Annotated in this window: 24 protein-coding genes, 1 tRNA gene and 2 pseudogenes; 19 read left to right on the top strand and 8 right to left on the bottom strand. The window is 51.8% G+C overall.

Going from position 1 to position 23,549, the window contains the following annotated elements; genetic code table 11:
- The first annotated feature begins 5 nt into the window (after positions 1 to 5).
- From thpR to panD, 9 genes are all read left to right on the top strand, one after another.
- Positions 6 to 536 carry an RNA 2',3'-cyclic phosphodiesterase gene (gene thpR, locus IG609_RS05135; protein ID WP_193397721.1) on the top strand — a complete coding sequence of 177 codons (531 nt, stop codon included), beginning with the start codon at positions 6 to 8 and terminating at the stop codon, positions 534 to 536.
- A 34-nt stretch (positions 537 to 570) separates the two neighbouring features.
- Complete coding sequence (sfsA, locus tag IG609_RS05130; protein WP_193400201.1) at positions 571 to 1,275, top strand: DNA/RNA nuclease SfsA; 705 nt, start codon at positions 571 to 573, stop codon at positions 1,273 to 1,275.
- Positions 1,276 to 1,542: 267 nt separating this feature from the next.
- A complete protein-coding gene (dksA, locus tag IG609_RS05125; protein ID WP_005969032.1) occupies positions 1,543 to 1,998 on the top strand; it encodes an RNA polymerase-binding protein DksA in 456 nt (151 codons plus the stop codon).
- 128 nt (positions 1,999 to 2,126) lie between these two features.
- On the top strand, positions 2,127 to 3,059 hold the full coding sequence (gluQRS, locus tag IG609_RS05120; RefSeq protein WP_193400203.1) for a tRNA glutamyl-Q(34) synthetase GluQRS: 933 nt from the start codon (positions 2,127 to 2,129) through the stop codon (positions 3,057 to 3,059).
- 139 nt (positions 3,060 to 3,198) lie between these two features.
- On the top strand, positions 3,199 to 4,611 hold the full coding sequence (gene pcnB, locus IG609_RS05115; protein WP_205562224.1) for a polynucleotide adenylyltransferase PcnB: 1,413 nt from the start codon (positions 3,199 to 3,201) through the stop codon (positions 4,609 to 4,611).
- Positions 4,611 to 5,156, top strand: a complete 546-nt coding sequence (folK, locus tag IG609_RS05110; protein WP_193400205.1) for a 2-amino-4-hydroxy-6-hydroxymethyldihydropteridine diphosphokinase — start codon at positions 4,611 to 4,613, stop codon at positions 5,154 to 5,156. Before pcnB ends, folK begins: the two co-directional genes overlap by 1 nt.
- Before the next feature lie 106 nt (positions 5,157 to 5,262).
- The gene (gene panB, locus IG609_RS05105) at positions 5,263 to 6,060 is read left to right on the top strand and encodes a 3-methyl-2-oxobutanoate hydroxymethyltransferase (RefSeq protein WP_193400208.1); all 798 of its coding nucleotides are present in this window, start codon (positions 5,263 to 5,265) and stop codon (positions 6,058 to 6,060) included.
- A 337-nt stretch (positions 6,061 to 6,397) separates the two neighbouring features.
- Positions 6,398 to 7,252, top strand: a complete 855-nt coding sequence (panC, locus tag IG609_RS05100) for a pantoate--beta-alanine ligase (RefSeq protein ID WP_193397726.1) — start codon at positions 6,398 to 6,400, stop codon at positions 7,250 to 7,252.
- Between the two features lie 17 nt (positions 7,253 to 7,269).
- Positions 7,270 to 7,650 carry an aspartate 1-decarboxylase gene (panD, locus tag IG609_RS05095; RefSeq protein WP_102118608.1) on the top strand — a complete coding sequence of 127 codons (381 nt, stop codon included), beginning with the start codon at positions 7,270 to 7,272 and terminating at the stop codon, positions 7,648 to 7,650.
- 51 nt (positions 7,651 to 7,701) lie between these two features.
- Here panD and IG609_RS05090 read toward each other — a convergent pair whose 3' ends face one another.
- Together IG609_RS05090 and IG609_RS05085 are read right to left on the bottom strand one after the other, a co-directional pair.
- On the bottom strand, positions 7,702 to 8,472 hold the full coding sequence (locus IG609_RS05090; RefSeq protein ID WP_193397727.1) for an ABC transporter permease: 771 nt from the start codon (positions 8,470 to 8,472) through the stop codon (positions 7,702 to 7,704).
- The gene (locus IG609_RS05085) at positions 8,469 to 9,407 is read right to left on the bottom strand and encodes an ABC transporter ATP-binding protein (RefSeq protein ID WP_014916287.1); all 939 of its coding nucleotides are present in this window, start codon (positions 9,405 to 9,407) and stop codon (positions 8,469 to 8,471) included. Before IG609_RS05085 ends, IG609_RS05090 begins: the two co-directional genes overlap by 4 nt.
- Before the next feature lie 262 nt (positions 9,408 to 9,669).
- Between IG609_RS05085 and can the strand changes: the two genes are divergently transcribed.
- Positions 9,670 to 10,311 carry a carbonate dehydratase gene (gene can, locus IG609_RS05080; protein ID WP_010280785.1) on the top strand — a complete coding sequence of 214 codons (642 nt, stop codon included), beginning with the start codon at positions 9,670 to 9,672 and terminating at the stop codon, positions 10,309 to 10,311.
- A gap of 59 nt (positions 10,312 to 10,370) precedes the next feature.
- On the opposite strand, the gene hpt is transcribed toward can, so the two are convergent.
- Complete coding sequence (hpt, locus tag IG609_RS05075) at positions 10,371 to 10,904, bottom strand: hypoxanthine phosphoribosyltransferase (protein ID WP_011094841.1); 534 nt, start codon at positions 10,902 to 10,904, stop codon at positions 10,371 to 10,373.
- A 152-nt stretch (positions 10,905 to 11,056) separates the two neighbouring features.
- Here hpt and IG609_RS20575 point away from each other — a divergent pair.
- Positions 11,057 to 11,158, top strand: a pseudogene (locus IG609_RS20575) (GNAT family N-acetyltransferase); the annotation flags it as partial.
- Positions 11,159 to 11,247: 89 nt separating this feature from the next.
- Here the strand turns inward: IG609_RS20575 and IG609_RS05070 are convergent.
- Complete coding sequence (locus IG609_RS05070; protein WP_193397728.1) at positions 11,248 to 12,333, bottom strand: ABC transporter ATP-binding protein; 1,086 nt, start codon at positions 12,331 to 12,333, stop codon at positions 11,248 to 11,250.
- Positions 12,334 to 12,337: 4 nt separating this feature from the next.
- Positions 12,338 to 13,960, bottom strand: coding sequence for an ABC transporter permease (locus IG609_RS05065; RefSeq protein WP_193397729.1), 1,623 nt, complete (start codon positions 13,958 to 13,960; stop codon positions 12,338 to 12,340).
- 561 nt (positions 13,961 to 14,521) lie between these two features.
- Between IG609_RS05065 and IG609_RS05060 the strand changes: the two genes are divergently transcribed.
- From IG609_RS05060 to nrdF, 7 genes are all read left to right on the top strand, one after another.
- Positions 14,522 to 14,869 carry a YacC family pilotin-like protein gene (locus IG609_RS05060; protein WP_010280797.1) on the top strand — a complete coding sequence of 116 codons (348 nt, stop codon included), beginning with the start codon at positions 14,522 to 14,524 and terminating at the stop codon, positions 14,867 to 14,869.
- A gap of 107 nt (positions 14,870 to 14,976) precedes the next feature.
- A complete protein-coding gene (gene speE / locus IG609_RS05055) occupies positions 14,977 to 15,840 on the top strand; it encodes a polyamine aminopropyltransferase (protein ID WP_193397730.1) in 864 nt (287 codons plus the stop codon).
- 44 nt (positions 15,841 to 15,884) lie between these two features.
- Positions 15,885 to 16,679: an adenosylmethionine decarboxylase gene (speD, locus tag IG609_RS05050; protein ID WP_180786927.1), complete on the top strand. Its 795-nt coding sequence runs from the start codon at positions 15,885 to 15,887 to the stop codon at positions 16,677 to 16,679.
- A gap of 701 nt (positions 16,680 to 17,380) precedes the next feature.
- Positions 17,381 to 17,620: a glutaredoxin-like protein NrdH gene (gene nrdH / locus IG609_RS05045; protein ID WP_039352306.1), complete on the top strand. Its 240-nt coding sequence runs from the start codon at positions 17,381 to 17,383 to the stop codon at positions 17,618 to 17,620.
- A 9-nt stretch (positions 17,621 to 17,629) separates the two neighbouring features.
- Entirely contained in the window at positions 17,630 to 18,037 is a 408-nt protein-coding gene (gene nrdI, locus IG609_RS05040; RefSeq protein ID WP_010280810.1) for a class Ib ribonucleoside-diphosphate reductase assembly flavoprotein NrdI, read from the top strand.
- 62 nt (positions 18,038 to 18,099) lie between these two features.
- Positions 18,100 to 20,181, top strand: a complete 2,082-nt coding sequence (gene nrdE / locus IG609_RS05035; protein WP_240348883.1) for a class 1b ribonucleoside-diphosphate reductase subunit alpha — start codon at positions 18,100 to 18,102, stop codon at positions 20,179 to 20,181.
- A 24-nt stretch (positions 20,182 to 20,205) separates the two neighbouring features.
- Positions 20,206 to 21,168: a class 1b ribonucleoside-diphosphate reductase subunit beta gene (nrdF, locus tag IG609_RS05030; RefSeq protein ID WP_193397731.1), complete on the top strand. Its 963-nt coding sequence runs from the start codon at positions 20,206 to 20,208 to the stop codon at positions 21,166 to 21,168.
- Between the two features lie 109 nt (positions 21,169 to 21,277).
- Here the strand turns inward: nrdF and IG609_RS05025 are convergent.
- Positions 21,278 to 21,354: transfer RNA gene (locus IG609_RS05025), tRNA-Asp, on the bottom strand.
- A 171-nt stretch (positions 21,355 to 21,525) separates the two neighbouring features.
- Positions 21,526 to 22,263 carry a DNA polymerase III subunit epsilon gene (gene dnaQ, locus IG609_RS05020; RefSeq protein ID WP_193397732.1) on the bottom strand — a complete coding sequence of 246 codons (738 nt, stop codon included), beginning with the start codon at positions 22,261 to 22,263 and terminating at the stop codon, positions 21,526 to 21,528.
- Between dnaQ and rnhA the strand changes: the two are divergent.
- Positions 22,217 to 22,784: pseudogene (rnhA, locus tag IG609_RS05015) on the top strand (ribonuclease HI). The gene dnaQ and the pseudogene rnhA sit on opposite strands and share 47 nt — an antisense overlap.
- 19 nt (positions 22,785 to 22,803) lie before the next feature.
- Here the strand turns inward: rnhA and IG609_RS05010 are convergent.
- Positions 22,804 to 23,514 (bottom strand): class I SAM-dependent methyltransferase, encoded by a 711-nt coding sequence (locus IG609_RS05010; protein WP_102118601.1) that lies wholly within the window; start codon positions 23,512 to 23,514, stop codon positions 22,804 to 22,806.
- Between the last annotated feature and the right edge of the window lie 35 nt (positions 23,515 to 23,549).

Below are 23,549 nucleotides of genomic sequence, written 5' to 3'. Positions count from 1 at the left end.
TCGCCATGCCAGCCACACGCCGCCTGTTTTTTGCCTTATCACTACCGGAAACTACACAGCAAGAGATTCTCCGCTGGCGTGCCGAGCACTTCCCTCTGGAAGCCGGTCGTCCGGTCGCGGCGGTCAATCTTCATCTGACGCTGGCGTTTTTAGGCGATGTCAGCAAGCAAAAAGCGCAGGTTTTGCAAACGCTGGCGAGCCGTATCCACCAACCCGCCTTTTCCCTTACGCTGAATGACGCCGGACACTGGCCGCGCCCTGGCGTGGTCTGGCTGGGCTGCCGCCGTGCACCGCGTGGGCTGTTACAGTTGGCGGAACTGCTGCGTTCTCAGGCCGCGCGCAACGGCTGCTATCAAACGGCCTTGCCGTTTCACCCGCACATTACGCTATTGCGCGGCGCGACTCGCCCCGTTGCGATTCCCCCCGCCACCTTTAGCTGGCAGGTCGACATGACGCACTTTTCGCTTTACGAGTCACTTTTCGACAACGGCAAAACCCGCTATCAACAGCTGGAAAGCTGGTCATTTATTAAATAAGTAGTCGAGTGGATAAACAAAAAACAGGATACGCATGAACTATACCCCACGTTTACAACCTGCCCGATTGATTAAACGTTACAAACGCTTTTTGGCCGATGTCGTGACCCCGGAAGGCGAGACGCTCACGCTGCACTGTGCCAATACCGGTGCGATGACGGGCTGCGCCATGCCCGGCGATACCGTCTGGTACTCCACATCGGATAACCCTAAGCGTAAGTATGCCCAGAGCTGGGAACTAACTGAAACGCAACAAAATCACTGGATTTGTGTCAATACTCTGCGTGCCAACACATTATTGTACGAAGCCTTATTGGAAAATCGTATAGAAGAGCTAGCAGGTTACCCGAACGTAAAAACGGAAGTAAAATACGGTACGGAAAATAGCCGAGTCGACCTGCTTTTACAGGCGCAGGACAGGATTGACTGCTATATTGAGGTGAAATCCGTCACATTATTGCAACATGAATGTGGTTACTTTCCGGATGCGGTTACACTCAGAGGGCAAAAGCATCTGCGTGAGCTGCAACAGATGGTTTCCAATGGAAAACGTGCAGTCCTTTTTTTCGCCGTGCTCCATTCAGGGATCCAGCAGGTTTCTCCCGCTCGGCATATTGATTCACGCTATGCGGAATTATTTATCGAAGCACAGCTGGCTGGGGTTGAAATTTTATGTTACGGCTCCACATTATGCCCTGATGGTATTCAATTGACGCATAAGCTACCGTTGTTGGGATGATGTACAAGCATTGCATAACACGCCGAACGTACCACCAAAGGCGTAACACATTGTTTATTATTTAATGTAAGCAGGTTGTTCCTCACACTTTATCAGGCCGGTGTCAGGAAGCATTGCCAACCCCATCTTCATCTGCTATTTATAGCGGCCTGTTTTTTCCCCCCTTGGGGGCCGATATACCCAGATAGCTGAAGTTATGGCCAACAACGCCGCAATTTCACTGCATAAAAGGGTATTATGCGTGTCGTGTTATGTAGGAGAAGCAACATGCAAGAAGGGCAAAACCGTAAGACATCTTCTCTGAGCATTCTCGCAATTGCCGGAGTAGAGCCGTACCAGGAGAAGCCGGGCGAAGAGTATATGAACGACGCTCAGTTGGCTCATTTCAAACGTATTCTTGAAGCATGGCGCAACCAACTCATGGATGAAGTGGATCGTACGGTATCGCACATGCGCGATGAAGCCGCTAATTTCCCGGATCCCGTGGATCGCGCAGCGCAGGAAGAAGAGTTCAGTCTCGAACTGCGTAACCGTGACCGTGAGCGCAAGCTGATCAAGAAAATCGCCAAAACGCTGGTGAAAATCGAAGATGAGGATTTCGGATTCTGTGAATCCTGTGGCGTCGAGATTGGCATCCGCCGTCTGGAAGCACGTCCGACCGCCGATCTGTGTATCGACTGCAAAACGCTGGCAGAGATACGCGAAAAGCAAATGGCAGGCTAATTTTCCTGTCCAGAATCGGCTCCTGCCCGTCGCGGGGGCCGACTCCAGGAATGCTACCGCTGATGAATGATGTTCATCACTCTATCTTCTGTCTGGATAAAGCGCTGACGAGATAGCATCAACCTCTTATGTCTGGAACAACTGCTTTCACCAAAACACATCGTTATGTCGGGCGTTTTGCCCCCTCTCCTTCTGGTGACCTGCATTTTGGCTCACTGATCGCTGCACTCGGTAGTTATCTGCAAGCGCGTTCCCAACAAGGGCGCTGGCTGGTACGCATTGAAGACATCGACCCGCCACGGGAAATTCTCGGCGCTGCCTCCCGTATCCTTGCACAATTAGAACATTACGGCCTGTATTGGGACGGCGAGGTGATTTACCAGTCGCAGCGGCATGCGCGTTACCGCGAGATTCTTCGGCAACTTCAACAGCAAGGCATTAGCTACTACTGCACCTGTACGCGTAACCGTATTCAGCAGCTAGGTGGACACTATGACGGTTATTGCCGGACGCGTAACCTGCCCTCCGATAACGCCGCGCTACGCCTGCGCCAGACAACGCCGGTATTTCACTTTCACGATAAATTGCGTGGCGAGCTGTATGCCGACACGGCACTCGCGCAGGAAGATTTTATTATCCACCGCCGCGATGGGCTGTTTGCCTATAATCTGGCCGTCGTGATCGACGATAACGATCAGGGGATTACGGAGATCGTGCGCGGTGCCGATCTTATCGAGCCGACAGTGCGACAAATTTCGCTCTATCAGCAATTGGGCTACGCGATCCCTACCTATGTTCATCTGCCGCTGGTGCTGAATACCGAGGGCAATAAACTTTCCAAGCAGAATCATGCACCAGCGCTGCCGAATAGCGATCCGCGTCCCGTGCTGCTGGCTGCACTGCAGTTCTTGAACCAACCGCTGCCGGAGAATGGTCAGGAGATGACGCTTTCTGCACTTCTGGCCTGGTCTGTCGCGCACTGGTCCCTTGATGTTGTTCCGTTACAGGCGGCAATAAACCCGTCCGCGATCACATCGGCATTCTCAAAGGAGCATTGGTGAGCTATGATTAGCCGCTATTTTTAGTGACGCACTCTCTTTGGCCGTCACATTTGCAGGCCGTCACTGGGTCGATGTCAAAAACGTTTCCCAGAAATTTTTTGCTGTGCCGTTGATTTATCCATCACTATCGAGGTGTATTATCTTTTCCCGAGTTGCTAATTTTTGTCGTAAGGTACTGAATCGTGAGAACGAAATGGTCGAATCAGAGGAACCGCGCCAGCATCTGACGGTGATTCCGCGTGACCAACATACTATTTCACGCAGCGATATCAGCGATAACGCGCTGAAAGTACTTTATCGCCTGAACAAAGCGGGCTACGAGGCTTATCTGGTTGGCGGCGGCGTACGCGACCTGCTTCTGGGCAAAAAGCCGAAAGATTTTGATATCACCACTAACGCCACCCCCGAACAAGTGCGCAAGCTATTCCGTAACTGTCGTTTGGTCGGGCGTCGTTTCCGTCTCGCCCACATCATGTTCGGGCCAGAGGTGATTGAAGTTGCCACGTTCCGTGGTCACCACGAACAGCATCAGGAACAGCAAGAAGTCAAAAACTCCTCTCAGCAGGCCCAAAGCGGCATGCTGTTACGCGACAATATTTTTGGTTCCGTTGAAGAAGACGCCCAACGCCGCGATTTCTCGATCAACAGCCTCTACTACAGCATTTCTGATTTCAGCGTACGTGACTATACCGATGGCCTGAACGATCTGCGTCAGGGCGTCATCCGTATGATTGGCGATCCCGAAACACGCTACCGTGAAGACCCGGTGCGTATGCTGCGCGCCGTCCGTTTCGCCGCCAAGCTGAACATGACGGTCAGCCCGGAAACCGCTGAGCCGATTCCTCGTCTGGCCTCATTGCTGCACGATATTCCTGCGGCGCGCATGTTTGAAGAGTCGCTGAAGCTACTTCAATCGGGCTATGGCTATCCAACCTATAAAATGCTGTGTGAATACCAGCTGTTCCAGCCGCTTTTCCCGCTGCTGAGTCGCTACTTCACACCAAACGGCGATTCCACATTGGAGCGCATGGTTGCACAGGTGCTGAAAAATACCGATCAGCGCCTGCAAAATGATATGCGAGTCAATCCAGCGTTTTTGTTTTCCGCCATGCTGTGGTATCCGCTGATTGAACATGCACAAAAATTGGCTCAGGAAAGCGGACTGGCCTACCTCGATGCCTTCTCGCTGGCGATGAACGATATACTGGATGAGCAGTGCCGTTCTCTGGCAATTCCTAAGCGCATTACGTCTTTAGTCCGTGATATCTGGCAGTTACAAATGCGTCTGTCGCGTCGTCAGGGTAAACGCGCTTATAAGCTGATGGAACACCCTAAATTCCGCGCCGCGTATGACCTGCTTTGCCTGCGTGCCGAAATCGAAAACCATCAGGAGCTGCTGCGCCTGGCTCAGTGGTGGGGAGAATTCCAGGTTGCCGCACCGCCACGTCAGCAAAACATGCTGAAATCGCTGGATGACGGCCCGACGCCACATCGTCGTTCCCGCCCTCGTCGACCGCGTAAACCGACAACAGCACGTCGAGATCCAGCCTAATGACGCGCGTGTATCTGGCGCTGGGCAGCAATCTTGCCCAGCCTTTGCAACAGGTGCGCGCGGCATTGTCTGCGCTAGATGCGATTCCACATACGCGCGTCGTTTGCTGCTCCTCGTTTTATCGTAGCCGCCCGCTTGGCCCGCAGGATCAGCCAGACTACCTCAATGCCGTTGTTGAACTGGAAACCGCATTAGCGGCAGAATCGCTGCTGGACCACACACAGGCCATCGAGCGGGAACAAGGCCGCGAACGCAAGGAACATCGCTGGGGTCCACGCACGTTGGATCTGGACATTCTGCTGTTCGGCGATGTCGTTATCCAGACCGAGCGTCTGACCGTGCCGCATTACGACATGAAGAATCGCGAATTCATGCTCTACCCGCTCGCAGAAATCGCCCCTGAACTGGCATTCCCCGACGGCGAACCCCTCGCCCAGCGGTTAACCCATGTCGACCGCAACGGTCTGACCTTATGGGATAATAAAGAGTGGGATGCTGAACCATGTGATAACGCGAAGCTAACTGGAACAGTCGACCGCGAATAATTCCCCCCCATCTACAACTTGAAGCGCGACGGGTGTATCGCTACACGTCGGCTTACATTAGAATGTCCCCCTCAATTCTTCGCCCTATTGACATAGGAAGACCGTCATGAAACCGACGACTATCTCCCACTTGCGCCAATGGAAACAAGAGCAGCGAAAATTCGCTACGATTACCGCTTACGACGCCAGTTTCTCTCGCTTGTTTTTCGAGCAAGGCATCCGCGTGATGCTGGTGGGTGACTCACTGGGAATGACCGTGCAGGGTCACGATTCCACATTGCCCGTGACCACACACGATATCGTTTACCACACGCAGTGTGTCCGCCGTGGCGCACCGCTGGCGCTGGTTCTCTCCGATATGCCTTTTATGACCTATGCCACGCCAGAACAAACGTTCAGCCAGGCCGCAGAACTGATGCGTGCCGGTGCGAATATGGTGAAGCTGGAAGGCGGAAGCTGGCTTGCCCCGACGGTAAAAATGCTGACTGAACGTGCAGTGCCGGTGTGCGGTCATCTGGGTCTGACGCCGCAGTCCGTTAACATCTTCGGCGGCTATAAAATTCAGGGCCGGAGCGAAAGCGATGCCAATCAACTGCTGGCCGATGCCCTTGCGCTTGAAGAAGCTGGAGCGCAGCTGCTCGTGCTGGAATGTGTGCCTGTCGCACTGGCCAAGCGCGTAACAGATGCCCTGTCGATTCCGGTGATCGGTATTGGCGCAGGCAATGTGACCGATGGACAGATTCTTGTCATGCATGATGCTTTCGGCATTACCGGCGACAACACACCTAAGTTTGCCAAGAATTTTCTGGCGCAAAGCGGTGGTGATATCCGCGCGGCAGTGCGTTTGTATGCACAAGAAGTCGAACAGGGTATTTACCCGGCCGAAGAACATTCGTTTCATTAAGAACAGTCATTTCATTAAAAAACGAGCATTCCGTTAATCGGGCTTATACCCTAAATAATTCGAGTTGCAGGACAAAACGTTAACGTTTTGAACAACGCAAAGCGTTGGCCCCTTTAGGGCGAGGCTCATTTATGGTCCTCGTAACGCGGCAAGAGAAAGAATCCCGATGAGCTTACTTGAGTAAGTGATTCGGGTGAGTGACAAATCTGCCAGAGGCAGGTTTGAACGCTGCTTGCAGCGGCCCCTACGGGCCGAGGTCCACGCAAGTGGGCCGAGTATCGTAGCCAACGCACATGCAGCTTGAAGGATGACGGGTATATTTTTTAGGAGTACGAGTGTGTTAATAATCGAAACCCCTCTGCTGCTGCGCCGCGAGGTTCGTCGCTGGCGTCAGGAAGGGAAACGCATTGCTTTAGTTCCCACTATGGGTAATTTGCATGACGGGCACATGACGCTGGTCGATGAAGCCAGAGCGCGTGCCGATATCGTTATTGTCAGCGTTTTTGTCAATCCTATGCAGTTTGAGCGGCCAGATGATTTAGCCCGCTACCCCCGGACGTTACAGGAAGACTGCGAGAAATTGAATCGCCGCGGTGCCGATCTGGTTTTCGCACCGAGCCCGGATGTGATATACCCCAATGGACTGGAGTCGCAAACGTTTGTCGATGTGCCCGGCCTGTCTTCCATGTTGGAAGGTGCCAGCCGTCCCGGTCATTTTCGGGGCGTTGCGACCATCGTCAGTAAGTTGTTCAATATGGTACAACCGGATGTCGCCTGCTTCGGTGAGAAAGATTACCAGCAGCTAGCGCTGATTCGGCAGCTTGTCCGCGATATGGGCTATGACATTGATATTATTGGTGTCCCTACCGTGCGTGCCAAAGACGGTTTAGCATTGAGTTCGCGCAATGGCTATCTCAGTGCGGAAGAACGCCAGCGGGCGCCGTATGTTTATCAGGTGATGATGGACATGGCGACACAGTTGGACAACGGCGATCGCCAGATAGACACCTTGCTGGAAAAGGCGGCAGACAAGCTGCGTAAAGCGGGCTTTACGCCTGATGAACTGTTTATCCGCGATGCAGATACGCTGCAACCGCTGAGCGCGGCCAGCACGCGTGCAGTGATTTTGATGGCTGCCTGGTTAGGCAAGGCCAGATTGATTGATAACCACCAGGTCGATTTGACTGTATGAACCGAGGTAACAAAGCGATGATACGTACCATGCTGCAAGGCAAGCTGCACCGGGTCAAAGTAACTCAGGCTGACTTGCATTATGAAGGCTCTTGCGCCATCGATCAGGATTTTATGGATGCTGCCGGCATTCTGGAATACGAAGCGATTGATATCTACAACGTTGATAACGGTCAGCGTTTCTCGACCTACGCCATTTCTGGCGAAAGAGGCTCACGCATTATCTCTGTGAACGGTGCTGCCGCTCGCCTTGCTTGCGTGGGCGACAAACTGATTATCTGCTCTTACGTGCAGATGTCCGACGAACAGGCCAGAAGTCACAGCCCGAAGGTTGCCTATTTCTCTGGCGATAACGAGCTGCAACGTCAGGCAAAAGCGATTCCGGTTCAGGTTGCCTGATCGCTTTAGATAAGCAAAAGGCGGTGTTACCACCGCCTTCTCATTCACATACTACGTCCGTAACCCGCGACCGCGTTCAATCAACCACCAGACCAGCAGATAAAACACCACGATAAAGGCAATCAGCACTGACATTGTGAACAGCAGCGGTACATCCTGAATACCTAGGAAGCCATAGCGGAAGCCGCTGATCATGTACACCACTGGGTTCAGCTTGGAAACGGCCTGCCAGAACGGCGGCAGCAGCGTCAGCGAGTAAAACACCCCACCCAGATAGGTCAGCGGCGTTAACACAAATGTCGGAATCAGGCTGATATCATCAAAGGTTTTTGCAAACACCGCATTCAATAAGCCCGCCAACGAGAACAGCGTCGCCGTCAGCAACAGTGTCAGAACAATGATCCACCAGGCATGAACATGCAGCGGGACGAAGAGCAGCGATACGGCAGTCACCAGTACCCCGACGCACAGGCCACGAGCAATCCCTCCACCAACATAGCCCGCAATGATCACGTGAGTCGGTACTGGCGCGACCAGCAGTTCTTCAATATTGCGTTGAAACTTGGCGCTGAAAAAGGAAGAAGCGACGTTAGCATAGGCGTTGGTAATGACCGCCATCATGATCAGGCCCGGAACGATAAACTGCATGTAGGTAAAACCATGCATATCACCAATACGTGAGCCGATCAGGTTACCGAAAATAATGAAATACAGCGTCATGGTGATCACTGGCGGCACCAGCGTCTGAATCCAGATACGCCCAAATCGAGTGACTTCTTTCACCCAAATACTCTGTAGCGCTACCCAATACAAATGCATCATGCCTTTTCTCCCTTACCGTTCGCCCCGTCCCCATTAACCAAGGTGACAAACAGCTCTTCCAACCGGTTCGCTTTATTACGCATACTTAATATCGTTATCCCCTGTGCACTGAGCTGGCTGAATAACGCGTTCAAACCTTGCTCACGCATCACATCTACTTCCAGCGTTGACGTATCCACCAGGCGGAACACATAGCCTTCCAGCTGTGGCAGCGGGCTTTTCGCCGCCAGATCGAAAATAAACGTTTCGGACTTCAACTGAGCAAGCAACTGCTTCATCGACGTATTTTCCACCAGCTCACCCCGCTGAATGATCCCGATGTTGCGGCACAGCATTTCTGCTTCTTCCAGATAGTGCGTTGTCAGGATAATCGTGGTGCCCTGCGCGTTCAGCTCCTTCAAAAAGCCCCACATGGAACGACGTAATTCGATATCTACACCGGCGGTCGGTTCATCAAGAATCAGCAGCTTAGGCTCATGCATTAACGCACGTGCAATCATCAGACGACGCTTCATCCCGCCGGACAACATCATCGCCTTTTCATTGCGTTTCTCCCACAGATCCAGCTGTTTCAGGTATTTTTCGGCACGCTGCAACGCATCCTGACGTTTCACGCCATAATAGCCAGCCTGATTAACCACAATCTGTAATACCGTTTCGAAAGGATTGAAGTTAAATTCCTGCGGGACCAACCCCAGTTGGCGTTTCGCATTCACTTTGTCCAGCTCAAGGTCATAGCCGAAGACGCGAACTTTACCGGCCGTTTTATTCACCAGCGAGCTGATAATCCCAATCGTGGTCGATTTTCCCGCGCCATTTGGCCCCAGAAGCGCATAGAAATCCCCCGCTTCCACGTTCAGGTCGATCCCCCGTAGCGCCTGGACGCCTCCCGAATAGGTTTTGGTTAGTTGCGCCAGTTCCAGTGCATATGTCATAAGAAATGGATTGCCTTATTATCAGTGAGTTCTACAGATTCAAAGTGTGACAAATATATACTCTAAATAATTCAAGTTTCAGGAAGGCGGCAAGAGAAGGAAGCCCGATGAGCTTACTCAAGTAAGTGATTCGGGTGAGTGAACGCAGCCAACGCACATGCAACTTGAAGTATGACGAGTATAAACTATCGTTTTTCAAACGACGCATGTTGCCTTATATTACTCCTCACTGCCCCTTGTTTGTTACAGGTCATTTACTTTCATGAAAGAAATTGAAACGCTCATCGCGAACAACCAGCTTTGGTCTAAAACGATGGTGGAAGAGGATCCTGGCTATTTTGAACGTCTGGCGCAGGCACAACGACCCCGTTTTCTATGGATTGGATGCTCGGACAGTCGCGTACCTGCGGAAAGTCTGACCAGCCTTGAGCCTGGTGAACTGTTTGTTCACCGCAACGTCGCCAATCTGGTTATTCATACCGACCTCAATTGCCTGTCTGTCGTGCAATATGCCGTCGAAGTTCTCGAAGTCGAACATATTATTATCTGCGGCCACTACGGCTGCGGCGGTGTTCAGGCTGCGGTGGAAAACCCAGAACTGGGTTTGATTAACAACTGGCTGCTGCATATCCGTGATTTGTGGTACAAGCATAGTTCGCTGCTGGGGGAATTGCCTCCCGAACAGCGGCTGAATACGCTCTGTGAAATCAACGTTGTCGAGCAGGTTTATAACCTCGGCCACTCCACCATCATGCAGTCTGCCTGGAAGCGTGGTCAGAAGGTCACGATCCACGGTTGGGTTTACGGTATTCAGGATGGCCGTCTGCGCGATCTGGAAGTGACCGCGACCAACCGGGAGACGCTGGAACAGCGTTATCGCCGCGCGATTTCTTCCCTGCCTTGATACGCCGTCTGACGCCCACTCGCTGGGCGTCGCTCACGGCATCAGCCTTATCTTGTACGCTATTCCTGCGGAACCACCTTGCCGACGTAAGGTAAATGACGATAGTGCTGGGCATAGTCGATACCGTAACCCACAACAAACTCATCAGGGATCGAGAATCCAACCCACTCGACTTTCACCGCCACTTCACGGCGCTCTGGTTTATCCAGCAACGTACAGATAGCCAGTGATTTCGGCTCGCGCAGTTGCAGAATTTCCCGCACCCTGCTCAGCGTATTGCCCGAGTCGATAATATCTTCAACGATCAATACGTCTTTGCCGCGAATATCCTCATCCAGATCTTTCAGGATCTTAACATCGCGCGTACTGTTCATACCGCTGCCATAGCTGGATGCCGTCATGAAATCCACTTCGTGAGGGACATCGATCGCCCGACATAGATCGGCCATAAAGATAAACGATCCGCGCAATAGCCCCACCAGTACCATATCGCTGCCGCTATCACGGTAGTGCTCGCTGATCTGTTGCCCCAGTTCGGTAACCCGCGCCATCACTTCCTGTTCAGAAATCATGACTTCCACGGTATGTTTCATCATACTGATAACTCTTTGAAGTAAGGTATTCAGCACCATCGGAAAAATGACAGACTCATTATCGATGATGCGCCAATGCTGACGTTTGAATCAGCCTAGGCAATGCCCAAGCGCGCGAAGTATATCAGAAACCACACCATGAAAGAGACACCATGCGTACACCACTGGTGGATGTTTGCTACAAAGTGAATGTCCCGCTTTCCAGTCAACAGTTCATTGGGCTGTTGGCGAAAACGTCATTGGGGCCGCGCCGCTGGCGGTGGATGACGACCCGAAATGAGGGTTTGAAAAGCACAATAGCACCTGGCTCATGCCTGCGTCAGACCTGCACACAAAGGCATAATCATTTCGTTTCAGGGCCGTCAGCCGAACTGCTGACGGCGGGTAAAGCAGGATACAAGACTGGCGGATCCGTCTTAATGCTTAAACGCACCTGCTGCCCCGGTTCAAACCAGTTGCCAGTCTGCACCAGCAGCAGCAGCTCTCCCATCTTCACCCGATACAAGTTTGATGTGCCCATAAATAGCCTATCTTCGATCGACGCCGGACCATCGGGATCGAGCGCCAACGCCACGTCTGCCGGACGCACCATCCAGTCGCATTGTGAATCCATCGGCTGATTGAGCGGATGGGTCGCCTGATGATCGCCCAATGGGCTTTGCCATTGATGGTCGCTCATAATTTTCACAGGTAAATAGTTCGTATTCCCCATAAAATCAGCCACAAAGCGGCTATTCGGTCGATGGTACAGCTCGGAGGGATAGCCCTGCTGCATAATCTTCCCTTCATCCAGCAAAATCAGATGGTCGGCGCAGGCAAAGGCCTCCTCTCGGCTGTGCGTAGCGAAAACCGCGGCAACATGACGCTGTTTGAGAACCTGCCGTAATTCGGTGATCAGGCAGTAGCGAGTCTGGCTGTCCAGACCCGGGAAAGGTTCATCCAACAACAGCAGTTTCGGCTCACAGGCCAGCGCCCGGGCAATCGCCAAACGCTGCTGCTGTTCATTGGATAGCTCGTGTGGATAGCGCGCGGCGACATCATCCAGTTGCAAGAGCGTCAGCATCTCCGCACAGATTGGCTTTACCTCGCTGTCCGAGCGGCCATATAAACCAAACGCAATATTGCCTTCCACCGTCAGATGCGGAAAGAGCGCGTAGTCCTGAAAAATCAGGCCAACCTGACGCAGCTCGGGTAGGACGTACTCTTGCGGCGAGCTGACGGGTTCACCTTCCAGCAAAATCTTGCCCTGAGTAATCGGCAGCAGGCCCGCAATCACCTGTAATAGCGCCGTTTTACCACAGCCGTTTCGCCCCAACAGGCAGATCGTCTCATCATCACGCACGGCAAATGAGATGTTCTCCAACACGGGAGACTGCTGCAACGTACAACTTACCGCCTGAACGCTCAGAATATCTATCGGCGCGGCCATGTCATTATCCTTTTATATTCAGTGCGCGATTCAGCCAGAAAACAGGGATTAGCCCCACCAGCACTAGCACAAGCGCAGGAAAGGCAAATGACGCAATCTGCTCATCCGCCGTAAGGCGGAAAACATACGTTGCCAACGTATCAATCCCGAAAGGGCGTAGCAGTAGCGAAACATTCAGCTCTTTCATACTTTCCGTAAAAATCAGCAGCGCCCCGATAAACAGGCTGCGGCGCAACAGCGGGATATGCAGGCGTGACCAGCGGCTGAGCGGGGAAGCCCCCAGTACAAGGCTCGCGCTGTCCAGCGAACGCGGAATGGCTTCCATACTGCGCTCAAGGCTGTCCAGCATCAGACGCCCAAATTTAACGCTATAGGCGAGGATGAGAATAAACAGCGATCCCGCTAGCAAAGCCTCCGCGGGAGGTAACCCCGCCACGTTGGCAAATAGATTAATTCCGCTGTCCACCAGCGACAGCAAGGTAAACAGTCCGACGGCCAGTACCGCGCCGGGCAAGGCAAAACTCAGGCTGACTAGCCGAACTGGTGTCTGATTGGCAAATATCCCAGCCGTGCGCGTATAGAAGATAAACGACAGCGCCATTAGCGTAATGATGATAGTCGCGATGGCTGATGCTAACAGGCTATTCATCACTGCATGGAGGAACGCCATATCCCATACCGACATCATGTGTCGAAGCGCCAGAAAGAGTAGATATAGCACCGGGAACAGAAACGACAGACAAACGATGCCCCAGCAGTAACTGCGAACCACCTTACTGCGCCACCCGCTCAACACAGGCGGAACCACCTGAGAAGGATTGGCTTGAGCTTGATAAATTCTCTGCTTGCGACGCCAGACATTAACCAGAAACATCAAGGGGAAGATCGCAGGCAAAATCAATACGCCAACGCGTGCCGCCGCACCGATATCGCCCTGCTTCTGCCAGATATCCAGCACCTGCGTTGTCATCGTTGGGGTATCAAGATAAGACGCCGCGCCATAATCGCCCAGCGTTTCGACCACCACTAGCGCACTACCGCAGGCAATCGCAGGCCATGCAATAGGTAAACATAAGCGGCGTAAAACCTGGGTACGTGTTTGATTCAGTAATCGAGCCGAATGAATCAAGCTGGCAGGCTGTTTCGCCAGCGCTTCACGCACCAGCAGGTAAATATAGGGATAAAGTACCAGCGCTAGCACCAGACTGATGCAGCCCAGCGAAACGGGTAGCCCAGCGATGTGGGATTCCCCCCATGACGAGGCTATCTGCAGCCCGCCTTCCTTCAACAACTGGGACAGATGCCGCAACACATCGGTATAAAGGTAGGCGAGCAGGAACGCGGGCATCGCAAGCGGCAGGCAAAGCGCCCATTGCAGTACGCGATGACCGGGAAAACGGTACATAGCGATAAACCAGGCGGAAGGCAACCCAAACAGTAAACTGAAGAAAAGCGTGCCAATCACGATGACCGCTGAATGTATCAGATAGGTGGGTAACCCGATTTGCCACAGTTGGGTAAATCCCATCCCATCGGCAAAAAAAGCCTGATAAAAAACCGTTGCTAAAGGAAGCAGCAACAGTCCCGCCAACAACCAACTACTGACGCGCCAGACACCGGAGATCATAGAATAAAAACTGTATTAGATGAGATCGCTGTTATTAATAACAGAGGCTAACGGCGGCGTCATCGTATCAAACAGCGATAAATGGGCTTTAATCCTGCGATTAACCTGAGGCGATTGCCATCGCCGACTATCAACAAAATAAAAACCAATCATTTCAATCGATTGCAATTATGAGTTTTCCGCCTTTTCGCCATTCATTTTTTATCGCAATCCCCTAAATAATTCGAGTTGCAAGCAGGCGGCGACACAGCGACAAATTCGTCAGGAACGAATTTGACCAGCCAGTGGCTGGCCTCTGGTGAGAGACAGGATGTCTCTCATTCATCCCCAGGAGCTTACATAAGTAAGTGACTGGGGTGAGCGAGGACAAATCGGCTTAGCCGATTTGAGCGCCGCTTGCGGCGACCCTTCAGGGCGAGGCTCAGAGATGAGCCGAGTATTGCCAACGCACATGCAGCTTGAAGAATGACGGGGATATCAGATGTTTCCCGTAAGAAAACTTGGAACCTCATGGGATATCTGTGATAACGTCATCTGACAACATTTGGAACAGGTTCAACCATGAAAAACTCTGCGCTGGCTCTGCTCCTGCTAAGCCTGATGAGCTTCTCTTCCGCCAGCAAGGCGCTGAATGAATTTGAAGCGGAAGATCTGGCCGATCTGACCGCGATCTTTGTTTATCTGAAAAACCACTGTGGTTATCAAGATCTGCCGAATGAACAGATTCGTCGGACGCTGGTCGCTTTTGCTCAGCAAAACCGCTGGGATCTCAGTAATTACAGCGCGTATGACATGACGGCGATGGGTGAAGACAGCTATCGCGATCTGAGTAAAATCGCTATCCCGACACCAAAGAAATGTCAGTCTCTGGCACGTAATTCACTGGGTCTGCTCTCCTACGCACAATAGTTCCCCCCTCCTCTGTGCTGACTGAAATTTGACCGTGCAAGCGGCAAAAGAGTCAGCTATGATGGCGCGCCAATTTTCATGGCTGTTATCGCGGAGGAAGCCCTAACATGTCCCAGAAAGAAATGTGGTATGAAACCCTGCATGCCAACTTTGGCCAGTACTTTTCGGTTGATCGCGTGCTGTATCACGAAAAGACCGATCATCAAGATCTCATCATCTTTGAAAACGACGCATTAGGTCGCGTGATGGCGCTTGACGGCGTGGTGCAAACCACCGAACGCGATGAATTCATCTATCACGAAATGCTCACCCACGTTCCCCTTCTGTCACACGGCAGCGCCAAACGCGTACTGATCATCGGTGGCGGCGATGGCGGTATGCTACGGGAAGTCAGTCGGCACCGCGGCGTCGAACATATCATGATGGTAGAAATCGATGCAGGCGTGGTGGAATTTTGTCGCCAATATCTGCCCAATCACAGCGCCGGTAGCTATGACGACCCGCGTTTTAATCTGGTGATTGATGACGGCGTTAACTTTGTCAGACAGTGCAACGAAAAATTTGACGTCATTATTTCCGATTGCACCGACCCCATCGGCCCAGGTGAAAGCCTGTTCACCTCCGATTTCTATCAGGGCTGCGCCCGCTGCCTGAACGAAGGCGGGATTTTCGTCGCGCAGAATGGGGTGTGCTTCCTGCAACAGGATGAAGCCGTCGGCAGCCATAAAAAACTCAGCCACTATTTCAAAGATGTCAGCTTTTATCAGGCAGCGATCCCGACTTATTACGGCGGCATTATGACGTTTGCCTGGGCCAGCAATAACCCTGCGCTGCGCCAGATAGAGGCCACCACGCTGCGCCAGCGTTTTGCGCAATCCGCTATCGCTTGTCGCTATTACACGCCTGATGTTCACATCGGCAGCTTTGCCCTGCCACAGTATCTGTTGAGCGCGTTACAAAATGCCCAATAATCCATTACTTAGGGAATCACACAGCCATAAGGGGGTGACGTAAATTGCACAAGCTGAAGCTACACGGCTTTAACAACCTAACGAAAAGCCTGAGTTTTTGTATCTACGATATCTGTTACACCAAAACGGCCGACGATCGCGATGCTTATATCGCCTATATCGACGAACAATATAACGCTAACCGTTTAACAGAAATCCTCACTGAAACCTGCTCAATTATTGGTGCCAACGTCCTTAACATCGCCCGTCAGGACTATGACCCACAAGGCGCCAGCGTGACCATTCTGGTCAGCGAAGAACCCATCGATCCACGAGATGTCGATACCTCAGAACACCCGGGACCGTTGCCTAACTCCGTCGTTGCCCATCTGGATAAAAGCCATATCTGTGTCCATACCTATCCGGAAAGCCACCCGGAAGGCGGACTCTGTACCTTCCGCGCAGATATTGAAGTTTCTACCTGCGGCGTGATTTCACCGCTGAAAGCGCTGAACTACCTCATCCACCAGCTTGAATCCGATATTGTGACTATCGACTATCGCGTGCGGGGATTTACCCGTGATGTCAACGGCATAAAGCATTTCATCGATCACCAGATCAATTCGGTTCAGAACTTCATGTCAGAGGACATGAAAGCGCTCTATCACATGATGGACGTGAACGTATATCAGGAAAATATCTTCCATACCAAGATGTTATTGAAAGACTTCGACCTGAAACACTACCTGTTCAACGTCAGTCCAGAAGAGCTCAGCGCTGCTGAACGGAAAAGAATTACCGATCTGCTGTATCACGAAATGCAGGAAATCTATTACGGCAGAAACCTGCCCGTTCTGTAATCGATACATATAGGGTGTATCTCTTAGTCACAAATATAAGGGCATCAAGGATTTTGCCGTTATCCGGCGTGAAAATTATGCAGCGGTGTGCTTGACCGCCGAGTGAGCGACAGGACGTCGCGAAAGCCAGTGCCGCGTCGGGAACGCGTCACTGGCGGCTCGAAAAGCGGGCATGGGCACCGATGGAACCACGCAGCGGCATAATTTAGCCGGAAGCCTGGGTTCGCAGGGCGGCGGCGCTTGAGCGCCCTGCGTCGGGCGCGTGCGATGAAGTAGCATGAAAATGCCGGTATCATTGCGCACGAAACTGTCTCTTAGTCAGCATAAAAAAGCGTTACTAAGAAGCCACCTTTTACCAAAGGAAAGCTGGATTAGTCATGTTGGCTTTTGTCTTTCCCACATTACCCTTCATTTTGTCGCACACTATTTCGTCAAAAATGATGCGCGTCACATTTATTTCTTTCTGCATTTTTTGCTTGCATTCTCTCACAGCCTTGCTGCATCTGGGCTCGAGTCAATGGGTATAAGGTCAACTAAAAATCATATATCTTGTGTGGTTGAAATTTAAAACACCCACATCTAGTATTCTTTGTGTGGCGCTCGCGTAAGGAGTCGCTACCCAGTGGATCGGTTCGGGTGCACATGCCCTGAAGATAGCCGCTCCAACATACTTCTTTCACGCCAAAGGGTAAATACGAATCATGCGTATTACTATTTTCACTAAGCCAGATTGTGTTCAATGCAACGCCACATGCCGTGCGCTGGATAAGCAAGGAATTCACTATCAACTGGTGGACTTAACTGAAGATGAACAGGCGTTGCAGCAGGTAAGAGCGTTGGGCTATCAACAGGTACCCGTCGTGATGACGGCCGACGATCATTGGAGCGGCTTCCGCCCGGATAAGATCAGTACTCTGAACGCCGCCCTGCAATTGCAGTAAGGGGGCAATATGAACCCGCTGGTCTATTTCTCCAGCCAGTCGGAAAACACGCATCGCTTCATTTCCAGGGTTGGCTTGCCAGCGCTGAGAATTCCGATAGCGACAGAACAGCCTGCATTGAAAGTTGATCGCCCCTATATTCTGGTTGTCCCCAGCTACGGCGGGGGCAGCACGAAAGGGGCTGTGCCGCGTCAGGTCATCATCTTTCTCAACGATCCGCATAATCGCGCTTATCTGCGCGGCGTGATTGCCGCAGGCAATACCAATTTCGGTGCAGCGTACTGCATCGCTGGCGACATCATTGCGCAGAAATGTCAGGTGCCTTACCTGTACCGCTTTGAATTGCTCGGCACGGCAGAAGACGTTGCAAACGTGCGTAAGGGAGTAACTGAATTTTGGCAACAACAGACCACGTGAGTGCAAAGGCAACCAAGGCCGACGCAGATGCCCACTCACTCGACTACCATGCGCTGAACGCGATGCTTAACCTCTACGACGCAGAGGGGAATATCCAGTTCGAGATGGATAAGCTCGCGGCACGCCGTTATTTCCTACAGCATGTAAACCAGAACACCGTGTTCTTCCACAATCTGGAAGAAAAGCTGCGTTATCTGGTGGAAGAAGGCTACTACGAAGCGGAAGTGCTGGATCAATATCAGTTCGATTTCATCAAAAGTCTTTTCCAGCAGGCCTACGCTCACAAGTTCCGCTTTCAAACCTTTCTGGGTGCGTTCAAATACTACACCGGCTATACGCTGAAAACCTTTGACGGCAAACGCTATCTGGAGCGCTACGAAGATCGCGTCTGTCTTGTGGCGCTAACCCTCGCCAAAGGGGACACCGCACTCGCAAGCGCGCTGATCGATGAGATCATCAGCGGACGCTTCCAGCCCGCCACCCCCACGTTCCTCAACTGCGGTAAAAAGCAGCGTGGCGAACTGGTCTCCTGCTTTCTGCTGCGCATTGAAGACAATATGGAGTCAATTGGTCGAGCAATTAACTCCGCGCTTCAGCTCTCAAAACGCGGCGGCGGCGTAGCCTTCATGCTCAGCAACATCCGCGAAACCGGTGCGCCGATCAAACGTATCGAAAACCAGTCGTCCGGCATCATTCCGATCATGAAAATGCTGGAAGATGCGTTCTCCTACGCCAACCAGCTTGGAGCGCGTCAGGGTGCGGGAGCGGTGTACCTCAATGCGCACCACCCCGATATTCTGCGTTTTCTGGATACCAAGCGGGAAAATGCCGATGAGAAAATCCGCATCAAGACGCTGTCTTTAGGTGTGGTCATTCCCGATATCACGTTCCAGTTGGCGAAGAATAATCAGGTGATGTACCTGTTCTCGCCCTATGATGTCGAGCAGGTGTATGGCGTGCCGCTGTCAGAAATTAGCGTCACCGAAAAGTACCATGAGATGGTCAACGACAAGCGCATCCGTAAATCCCAAATTAAGGCGCGCGAATTCTTCCAGATCCTCGCTGAGATCCAGTTCGAGTCCGGTTATCCCTACATGATGTTTGAGGATACGGTGAATCGCGCGAACCCGATTCACGGCCGTATCAATATGAGTAACCTGTGCTCTGAGATTTTGCAGGTCAACGAGGCAAGCCTGTACGACGACGATCTTGGCTACAGCCACATTGGCAAGGATATCTCCTGTAACCTCGGATCGATGAATATCGCCAATTCGATGGCCTCGCCCGATTTCGGCCAGACGGTTGAAATGGCAATCCGCGCGCTAACCGCCGTTTCCGATATGAGCCACATCAGCTCTGTGCCGTCCATCGAAAAAGGCAACGACCAATCACATGCGATTGGTTTAGGTCAGATGAACCTGCACGGCTATTTGGCGAAAGAGCGTATTTTTTACGGCACAGAAGAAGCCATCGATTTCACCAACATTTATTTCTACACCGTCGCTTTCCACGCCATTCGGGCATCGAATGCGTTAGCGATAGAGCGGAACCAGCGCTTCTCAGGCTTTGAACTCTCAAAATACGCCACGGGTGAGTATTTTGATAAGTACATCGAGCAAATCTGGGAATCCACAACAACACGCACACGTGAGCTGTTTGAACAGGCTGGCATCCACATCCCTACTCAGCAAGATTGGGCGGCGCTGCGCGAATCCGTGATGGCGCACGGCATTTATAATCAGAACTTGCAGGCAGTTCCGCCGACCGGTTCGATTTCGTATATCAACCACTCGACGTCTAGCATCCACCCGATTGTGTCACGTATCGAAATTCGTAAAGAGGGCAAGATTGGTCGCGTCTACTACCCTGCCCCTTACATGAACAATGACAATCTCGAGTATTACCAGGATGCCTATGAGATTGGGCCGCAGAAGATTATCGACACCTATGCCGCCGCGACGCAGCACGTCGACCAGGGGCTGTCGCTGACGCTGTTTTTCCGCGATACCGCCACCACGCGCGACATCAATAAAGCGCAGATCTACGCCTGGACCAAAGGCATTAAGACTATTTATTACATTCGTATACGGCAGATGGCGCTGGAAGGTACCGAAGTTCAGGGCTGTGTGTCCTGTGCGCTCTAAGCCATCGCGGAAGGAAATCGAAGCATGACCGTACTCACTCGCGTCCAGGCGATTAACTGGAACAAAATTGAAGACGACAAAGATTTGGAGGTCTGGAATCGGCTGACGTCTAACTTCTGGCTGCCGGAAAAGGTGCCACTTTCTAACGATATTCCGTCGTGGAGTACGCTGAACGCTCGCGAGCGTCAGTTGACGATCCGCGTCTTCACTGGACTAACGCTGTTAGATACCATCCAAAATACGCTAGGCGCACCAACACTAATGCCCGATGCAGTGACGCCACATGAAGAAGCCGTGCTGTCTAACATCAGCTTTATGGAAGCGGTGCATGCCCGTTCGTACAGCTCTATTTTCTCGACGCTGTGTCTAACCAGCGAAGTCGATGATGCGTATCGCTGGAGCGAAGAGAATACGGCGCTACAGAAAAAGTCCGACATTGTTCTGTCGCACTATCGCAGTGACGATCCACTGATGAAGAAAGTCGCCAGCGTGTTTCTGGAGTCGTTCCTGTTCTATTCGGGGTTCTACCTGCCGATGTACTGGTCAAGCCGTGCCAAGCTGACCAACACAGCGGATTTGATCCGGCTTATCATCCGCGACGAAGCGGTACACGGCTATTATATTGGCTATAAATTCCAGCGCGGGTTAGCGAAGGTCGATTCCGCTCGTCAGCAGCAGGTGAAAAATTTCGCCTACGATCTGCTACAGGATTTGTATGACAATGAGGTGTTATATACGCAGGAACTCTATGACGGCGTCGGCTGGACGGAAGATGTGAAGAAATTCCTCCACTACAACGCGAACAAAGCGCTGATGAATTTGGGCTATGAAGCGTTGTTCCCCGCAAGCATGACGGATGTGAATCCCGCTATTCTCTCGGCGCTATCGCCAAACGCCGATGAGAACCACGACTTCTTCTCTGGCTCGGGTTCATCTTATGTGATCGGTAAAGCCGTCAATACTGAAGATGAAGACTGGGACTTCTAAAAAACAGCCACCGAGTTCTGGGTGGCCATATTTTTTCTACAGCCCTTTTTCTACAGAGCCAGAAATGAAAAAGCCCTGAACCATTTCTGGTTCAGGGCCTTCATATAAGTGGCGGAACGGACGGGGCTCGAACCCGCGACCCCCTGCGTGACAGGCAGGTATTCTAACCAACTGAACTACCGCTCCACTCGTGCTCACTGAGCGGGATGAATACTAAGATGATGGCACTATTACGTCAATGCTTTTTATAACTAACCGTTTCTGTTTGCTTATAATTTCATCTTACTGACTATTCTCTCACCCGCAGTGCGATCAACCGATTCTTTTTACTGCGCGAAGGACGATATTACGGCGGTGCTATTCAGCCCGCCACAGGCAACTACCGCCTTTTTTAGCAATCAGATCCAGACGTTGTTCATGCGCTAACAGCTCAGCCTCATCAGCGTAAAGCACCGTTAACGCAGATTGAGGGCGGACGATTCTCTGGATCGTTTCGGTATTCTCGCTCTTCTGCTGCGTTTCACCTTCCATCGAAAAAGTCAGTGACGTCTGACCACCGGTCATCGCCAGATAAACTTCTGCCAAAATCTCGGCATCGAGCAATGCGCCGTGCAGCGTACGCTTGCTGTTATCTATCAGGTAGCGATCGCAGAGTGCATCCAAACTGTTACGCTTGCCGGGAAAGATCTTCCGCGCCATAAGCAGGCTATCAGTGATCTTACAGAACGTTTCAGTCTTCGGTATATCACGATTCAGCAACCGGAATTCGTAATCCATAAAGCCGATATCAAACGTAGCGTTATGAATGACTAATTCCGCGCCACGGATAAAATCGAGGAAATCATCCACGACATCCGCATACGTCGGTTTATCAGCCAGAAACTCATCGCTGATACCATGTATGTTATAGGCTTCTGGATCCACTAAACGATCGGGTTTGATGTAGACATGAAAATGACGACCAGTCAGGCGCCGGTTAATCACTTCGACCGCACCGATCTCGATAATTTTATGCCCTTCGTAGTGAACCCCCAGCTTATTCATACCGGTGGTTTCTGTATCCAGGACGATTTGCCGCGTAATTTCAGTGCTCATCGTTTTCGTTTTATGTCAGACTTGCCGTTTTTACCATAAGGGAGAGTCTACCAGAGATGCGCAAACAGGTAGAAATTTTCACCGACGGATCTTGCCTCGGTAATCCCGGTCCCGGCGGCTATGGCGCCCTGCTGCGCTACAAGCAGCACGAAAAAGCGTTAAGTGCAGGTTATCGTCTTACGACGAATAACAGAATGGAGCTGCTGGCTGCGATTGCAGCGCTTGAAACGCTGACTACCGCGTGCGATGTGGTGCTCTGCACTGACAGCCAATATGTTCGGCAGGGGATAACCAGTTGGATTCATAACTGGAAAAAACGTGGTTGGAAAACCGCCGACAAAAAACCGGTCAAAAACGTCGATCTCTGGCAAAAACTGGATGCCGCGATTCAACACCATTCCGTGCAATGGGAATGGGTAAAAGGACACGCCGGACATCCGGAAAACGAGCGCTGTGATGAACTCGCGCGCGCTGCAGCAAGTGCACCAACGCTTGAAGACACCGGCTATCAGGCTGAGTAAATCACCGTAGACGTTCGCCTCATCTCCGATATATCTTTGTTGCGCCCACCGTGCGGCGCACTGAGGCTTTACGCAACCTCGCTCTCATTGGGGTAAATGTCAGTGGAATTGTGCGCTTTCGGGCAATAATCAACGTCAGGCATCCCAGCATCGGAATATGTTTATTCAACTTCCCTTTGTTTCTTCGCCATGGCGTAACGTGAAAATGGGCCTGATGGATAACCTCATAGTTCAATAGCCCCAGCCAGTCCGTAATACGCATTTGAGTAAACATACGGCTGCAATAAGGGTGTTTCTTATTGAGTCTGGGAATCAGTTTGCCAAGACCCACCAGGCTGAGCGGATTAAACGTACTCAATATTAGCCAACCATCGTCGATCAAGACGCGATCAACCTCCCGCAGAATGCGATGCGGGTCCGATGAATAAGACAGCGTTTGAGCGAGCAGGCAGGCATCGATCGACTTTTCAGAGAAAGGTAATTGATGAGCATCTGCAATTACCTGAAGATTATCGCCATGTGGAGCAACATTAACCTGATGCGCAATCGCGCACTCTGTTATGTGGATTCCCGCACTCAGTGCCCCTACCTTGATAAGATGAAAACCAAAAAGTTTTGGCCACCATGGCAGCAAGGCCAGTTCAAGCGACTCGCGATAAAATTGCCCGCAGGTGATATCATCCCATGAATCAGGTGCCACAATGGTCTGAGGGATTTGTGCCGATTTCATCTTCTGTTCTCGTCCTCAGGCTACTAGCAAAAAGA

Source organism: Pectobacterium quasiaquaticum, from assembly GCF_014946775.2.
Taxonomy (GTDB): domain Bacteria; phylum Pseudomonadota; class Gammaproteobacteria; order Enterobacterales; family Enterobacteriaceae; genus Pectobacterium; species Pectobacterium aquaticum.
Note: the sequence above shows the minus strand (reverse complement) of the source record. Positions and strands in the feature narration are given on the sequence as shown.

Excerpts from the sequence above, each read along its gene's own strand:
- IG609_RS05070 (WP_193397728.1), bottom strand. The coding sequence starts at position 12,333 with ATGGCCGCGCCGATAGATATTCTGAGCGTTCAGGCGGTAAGTTGTACG.
- hpt (WP_011094841.1), bottom strand. The coding sequence starts at position 10,904 with ATGAAACATACCGTGGAAGTCATGATTTCTGAACAGGAAGTGATGGCG.
- IG609_RS05065 (WP_193397729.1), bottom strand. The coding sequence starts at position 13,960 with ATGATCTCCGGTGTCTGGCGCGTCAGTAGTTGGTTGTTGGCGGGACTG.
- nrdH (WP_039352306.1), top strand. The coding sequence starts at position 17,381 with ATGCGTATTACTATTTTCACTAAGCCAGATTGTGTTCAATGCAACGCC.
- IG609_RS05085 (WP_014916287.1), bottom strand. The coding sequence starts at position 9,407 with ATGACATATGCACTGGAACTGGCGCAACTAACCAAAACCTATTCGGGA.
- sfsA (WP_193400201.1), top strand. The coding sequence starts at position 571 with ATGAACTATACCCCACGTTTACAACCTGCCCGATTGATTAAACGTTAC.
- gluQRS (WP_193400203.1), top strand. The coding sequence starts at position 2,127 with ATGTCTGGAACAACTGCTTTCACCAAAACACATCGTTATGTCGGGCGT.
- dksA (WP_005969032.1), top strand. The coding sequence starts at position 1,543 with ATGCAAGAAGGGCAAAACCGTAAGACATCTTCTCTGAGCATTCTCGCA.
- panB (WP_193400208.1), top strand. The coding sequence starts at position 5,263 with ATGAAACCGACGACTATCTCCCACTTGCGCCAATGGAAACAAGAGCAG.
- nrdI (WP_010280810.1), top strand. The coding sequence starts at position 17,630 with ATGAACCCGCTGGTCTATTTCTCCAGCCAGTCGGAAAACACGCATCGC.
- IG609_RS05060 (WP_010280797.1), top strand. The coding sequence starts at position 14,522 with ATGAAAAACTCTGCGCTGGCTCTGCTCCTGCTAAGCCTGATGAGCTTC.
- can (WP_010280785.1), top strand. The coding sequence starts at position 9,670 with ATGAAAGAAATTGAAACGCTCATCGCGAACAACCAGCTTTGGTCTAAA.
- folK (WP_193400205.1), top strand. The coding sequence starts at position 4,611 with ATGACGCGCGTGTATCTGGCGCTGGGCAGCAATCTTGCCCAGCCTTTG.
- panD (WP_102118608.1), top strand. The coding sequence starts at position 7,270 with ATGATACGTACCATGCTGCAAGGCAAGCTGCACCGGGTCAAAGTAACT.
- speE (WP_193397730.1), top strand. The coding sequence starts at position 14,977 with ATGTCCCAGAAAGAAATGTGGTATGAAACCCTGCATGCCAACTTTGGC.
- thpR (WP_193397721.1), top strand. The coding sequence starts at position 6 with ATGCCAGCCACACGCCGCCTGTTTTTTGCCTTATCACTACCGGAAACT.
- IG609_RS05090 (WP_193397727.1), bottom strand. The coding sequence starts at position 8,472 with ATGATGCATTTGTATTGGGTAGCGCTACAGAGTATTTGGGTGAAAGAA.
- IG609_RS05010 (WP_102118601.1), bottom strand. The coding sequence starts at position 23,514 with ATGAAATCGGCACAAATCCCTCAGACCATTGTGGCACCTGATTCATGG.
- nrdE (WP_240348883.1), top strand. The coding sequence starts at position 18,100 with ATGCTTAACCTCTACGACGCAGAGGGGAATATCCAGTTCGAGATGGAT.
- dnaQ (WP_193397732.1), bottom strand. The coding sequence starts at position 22,263 with ATGAGCACTGAAATTACGCGGCAAATCGTCCTGGATACAGAAACCACC.
- nrdF (WP_193397731.1), top strand. The coding sequence starts at position 20,206 with ATGACCGTACTCACTCGCGTCCAGGCGATTAACTGGAACAAAATTGAA.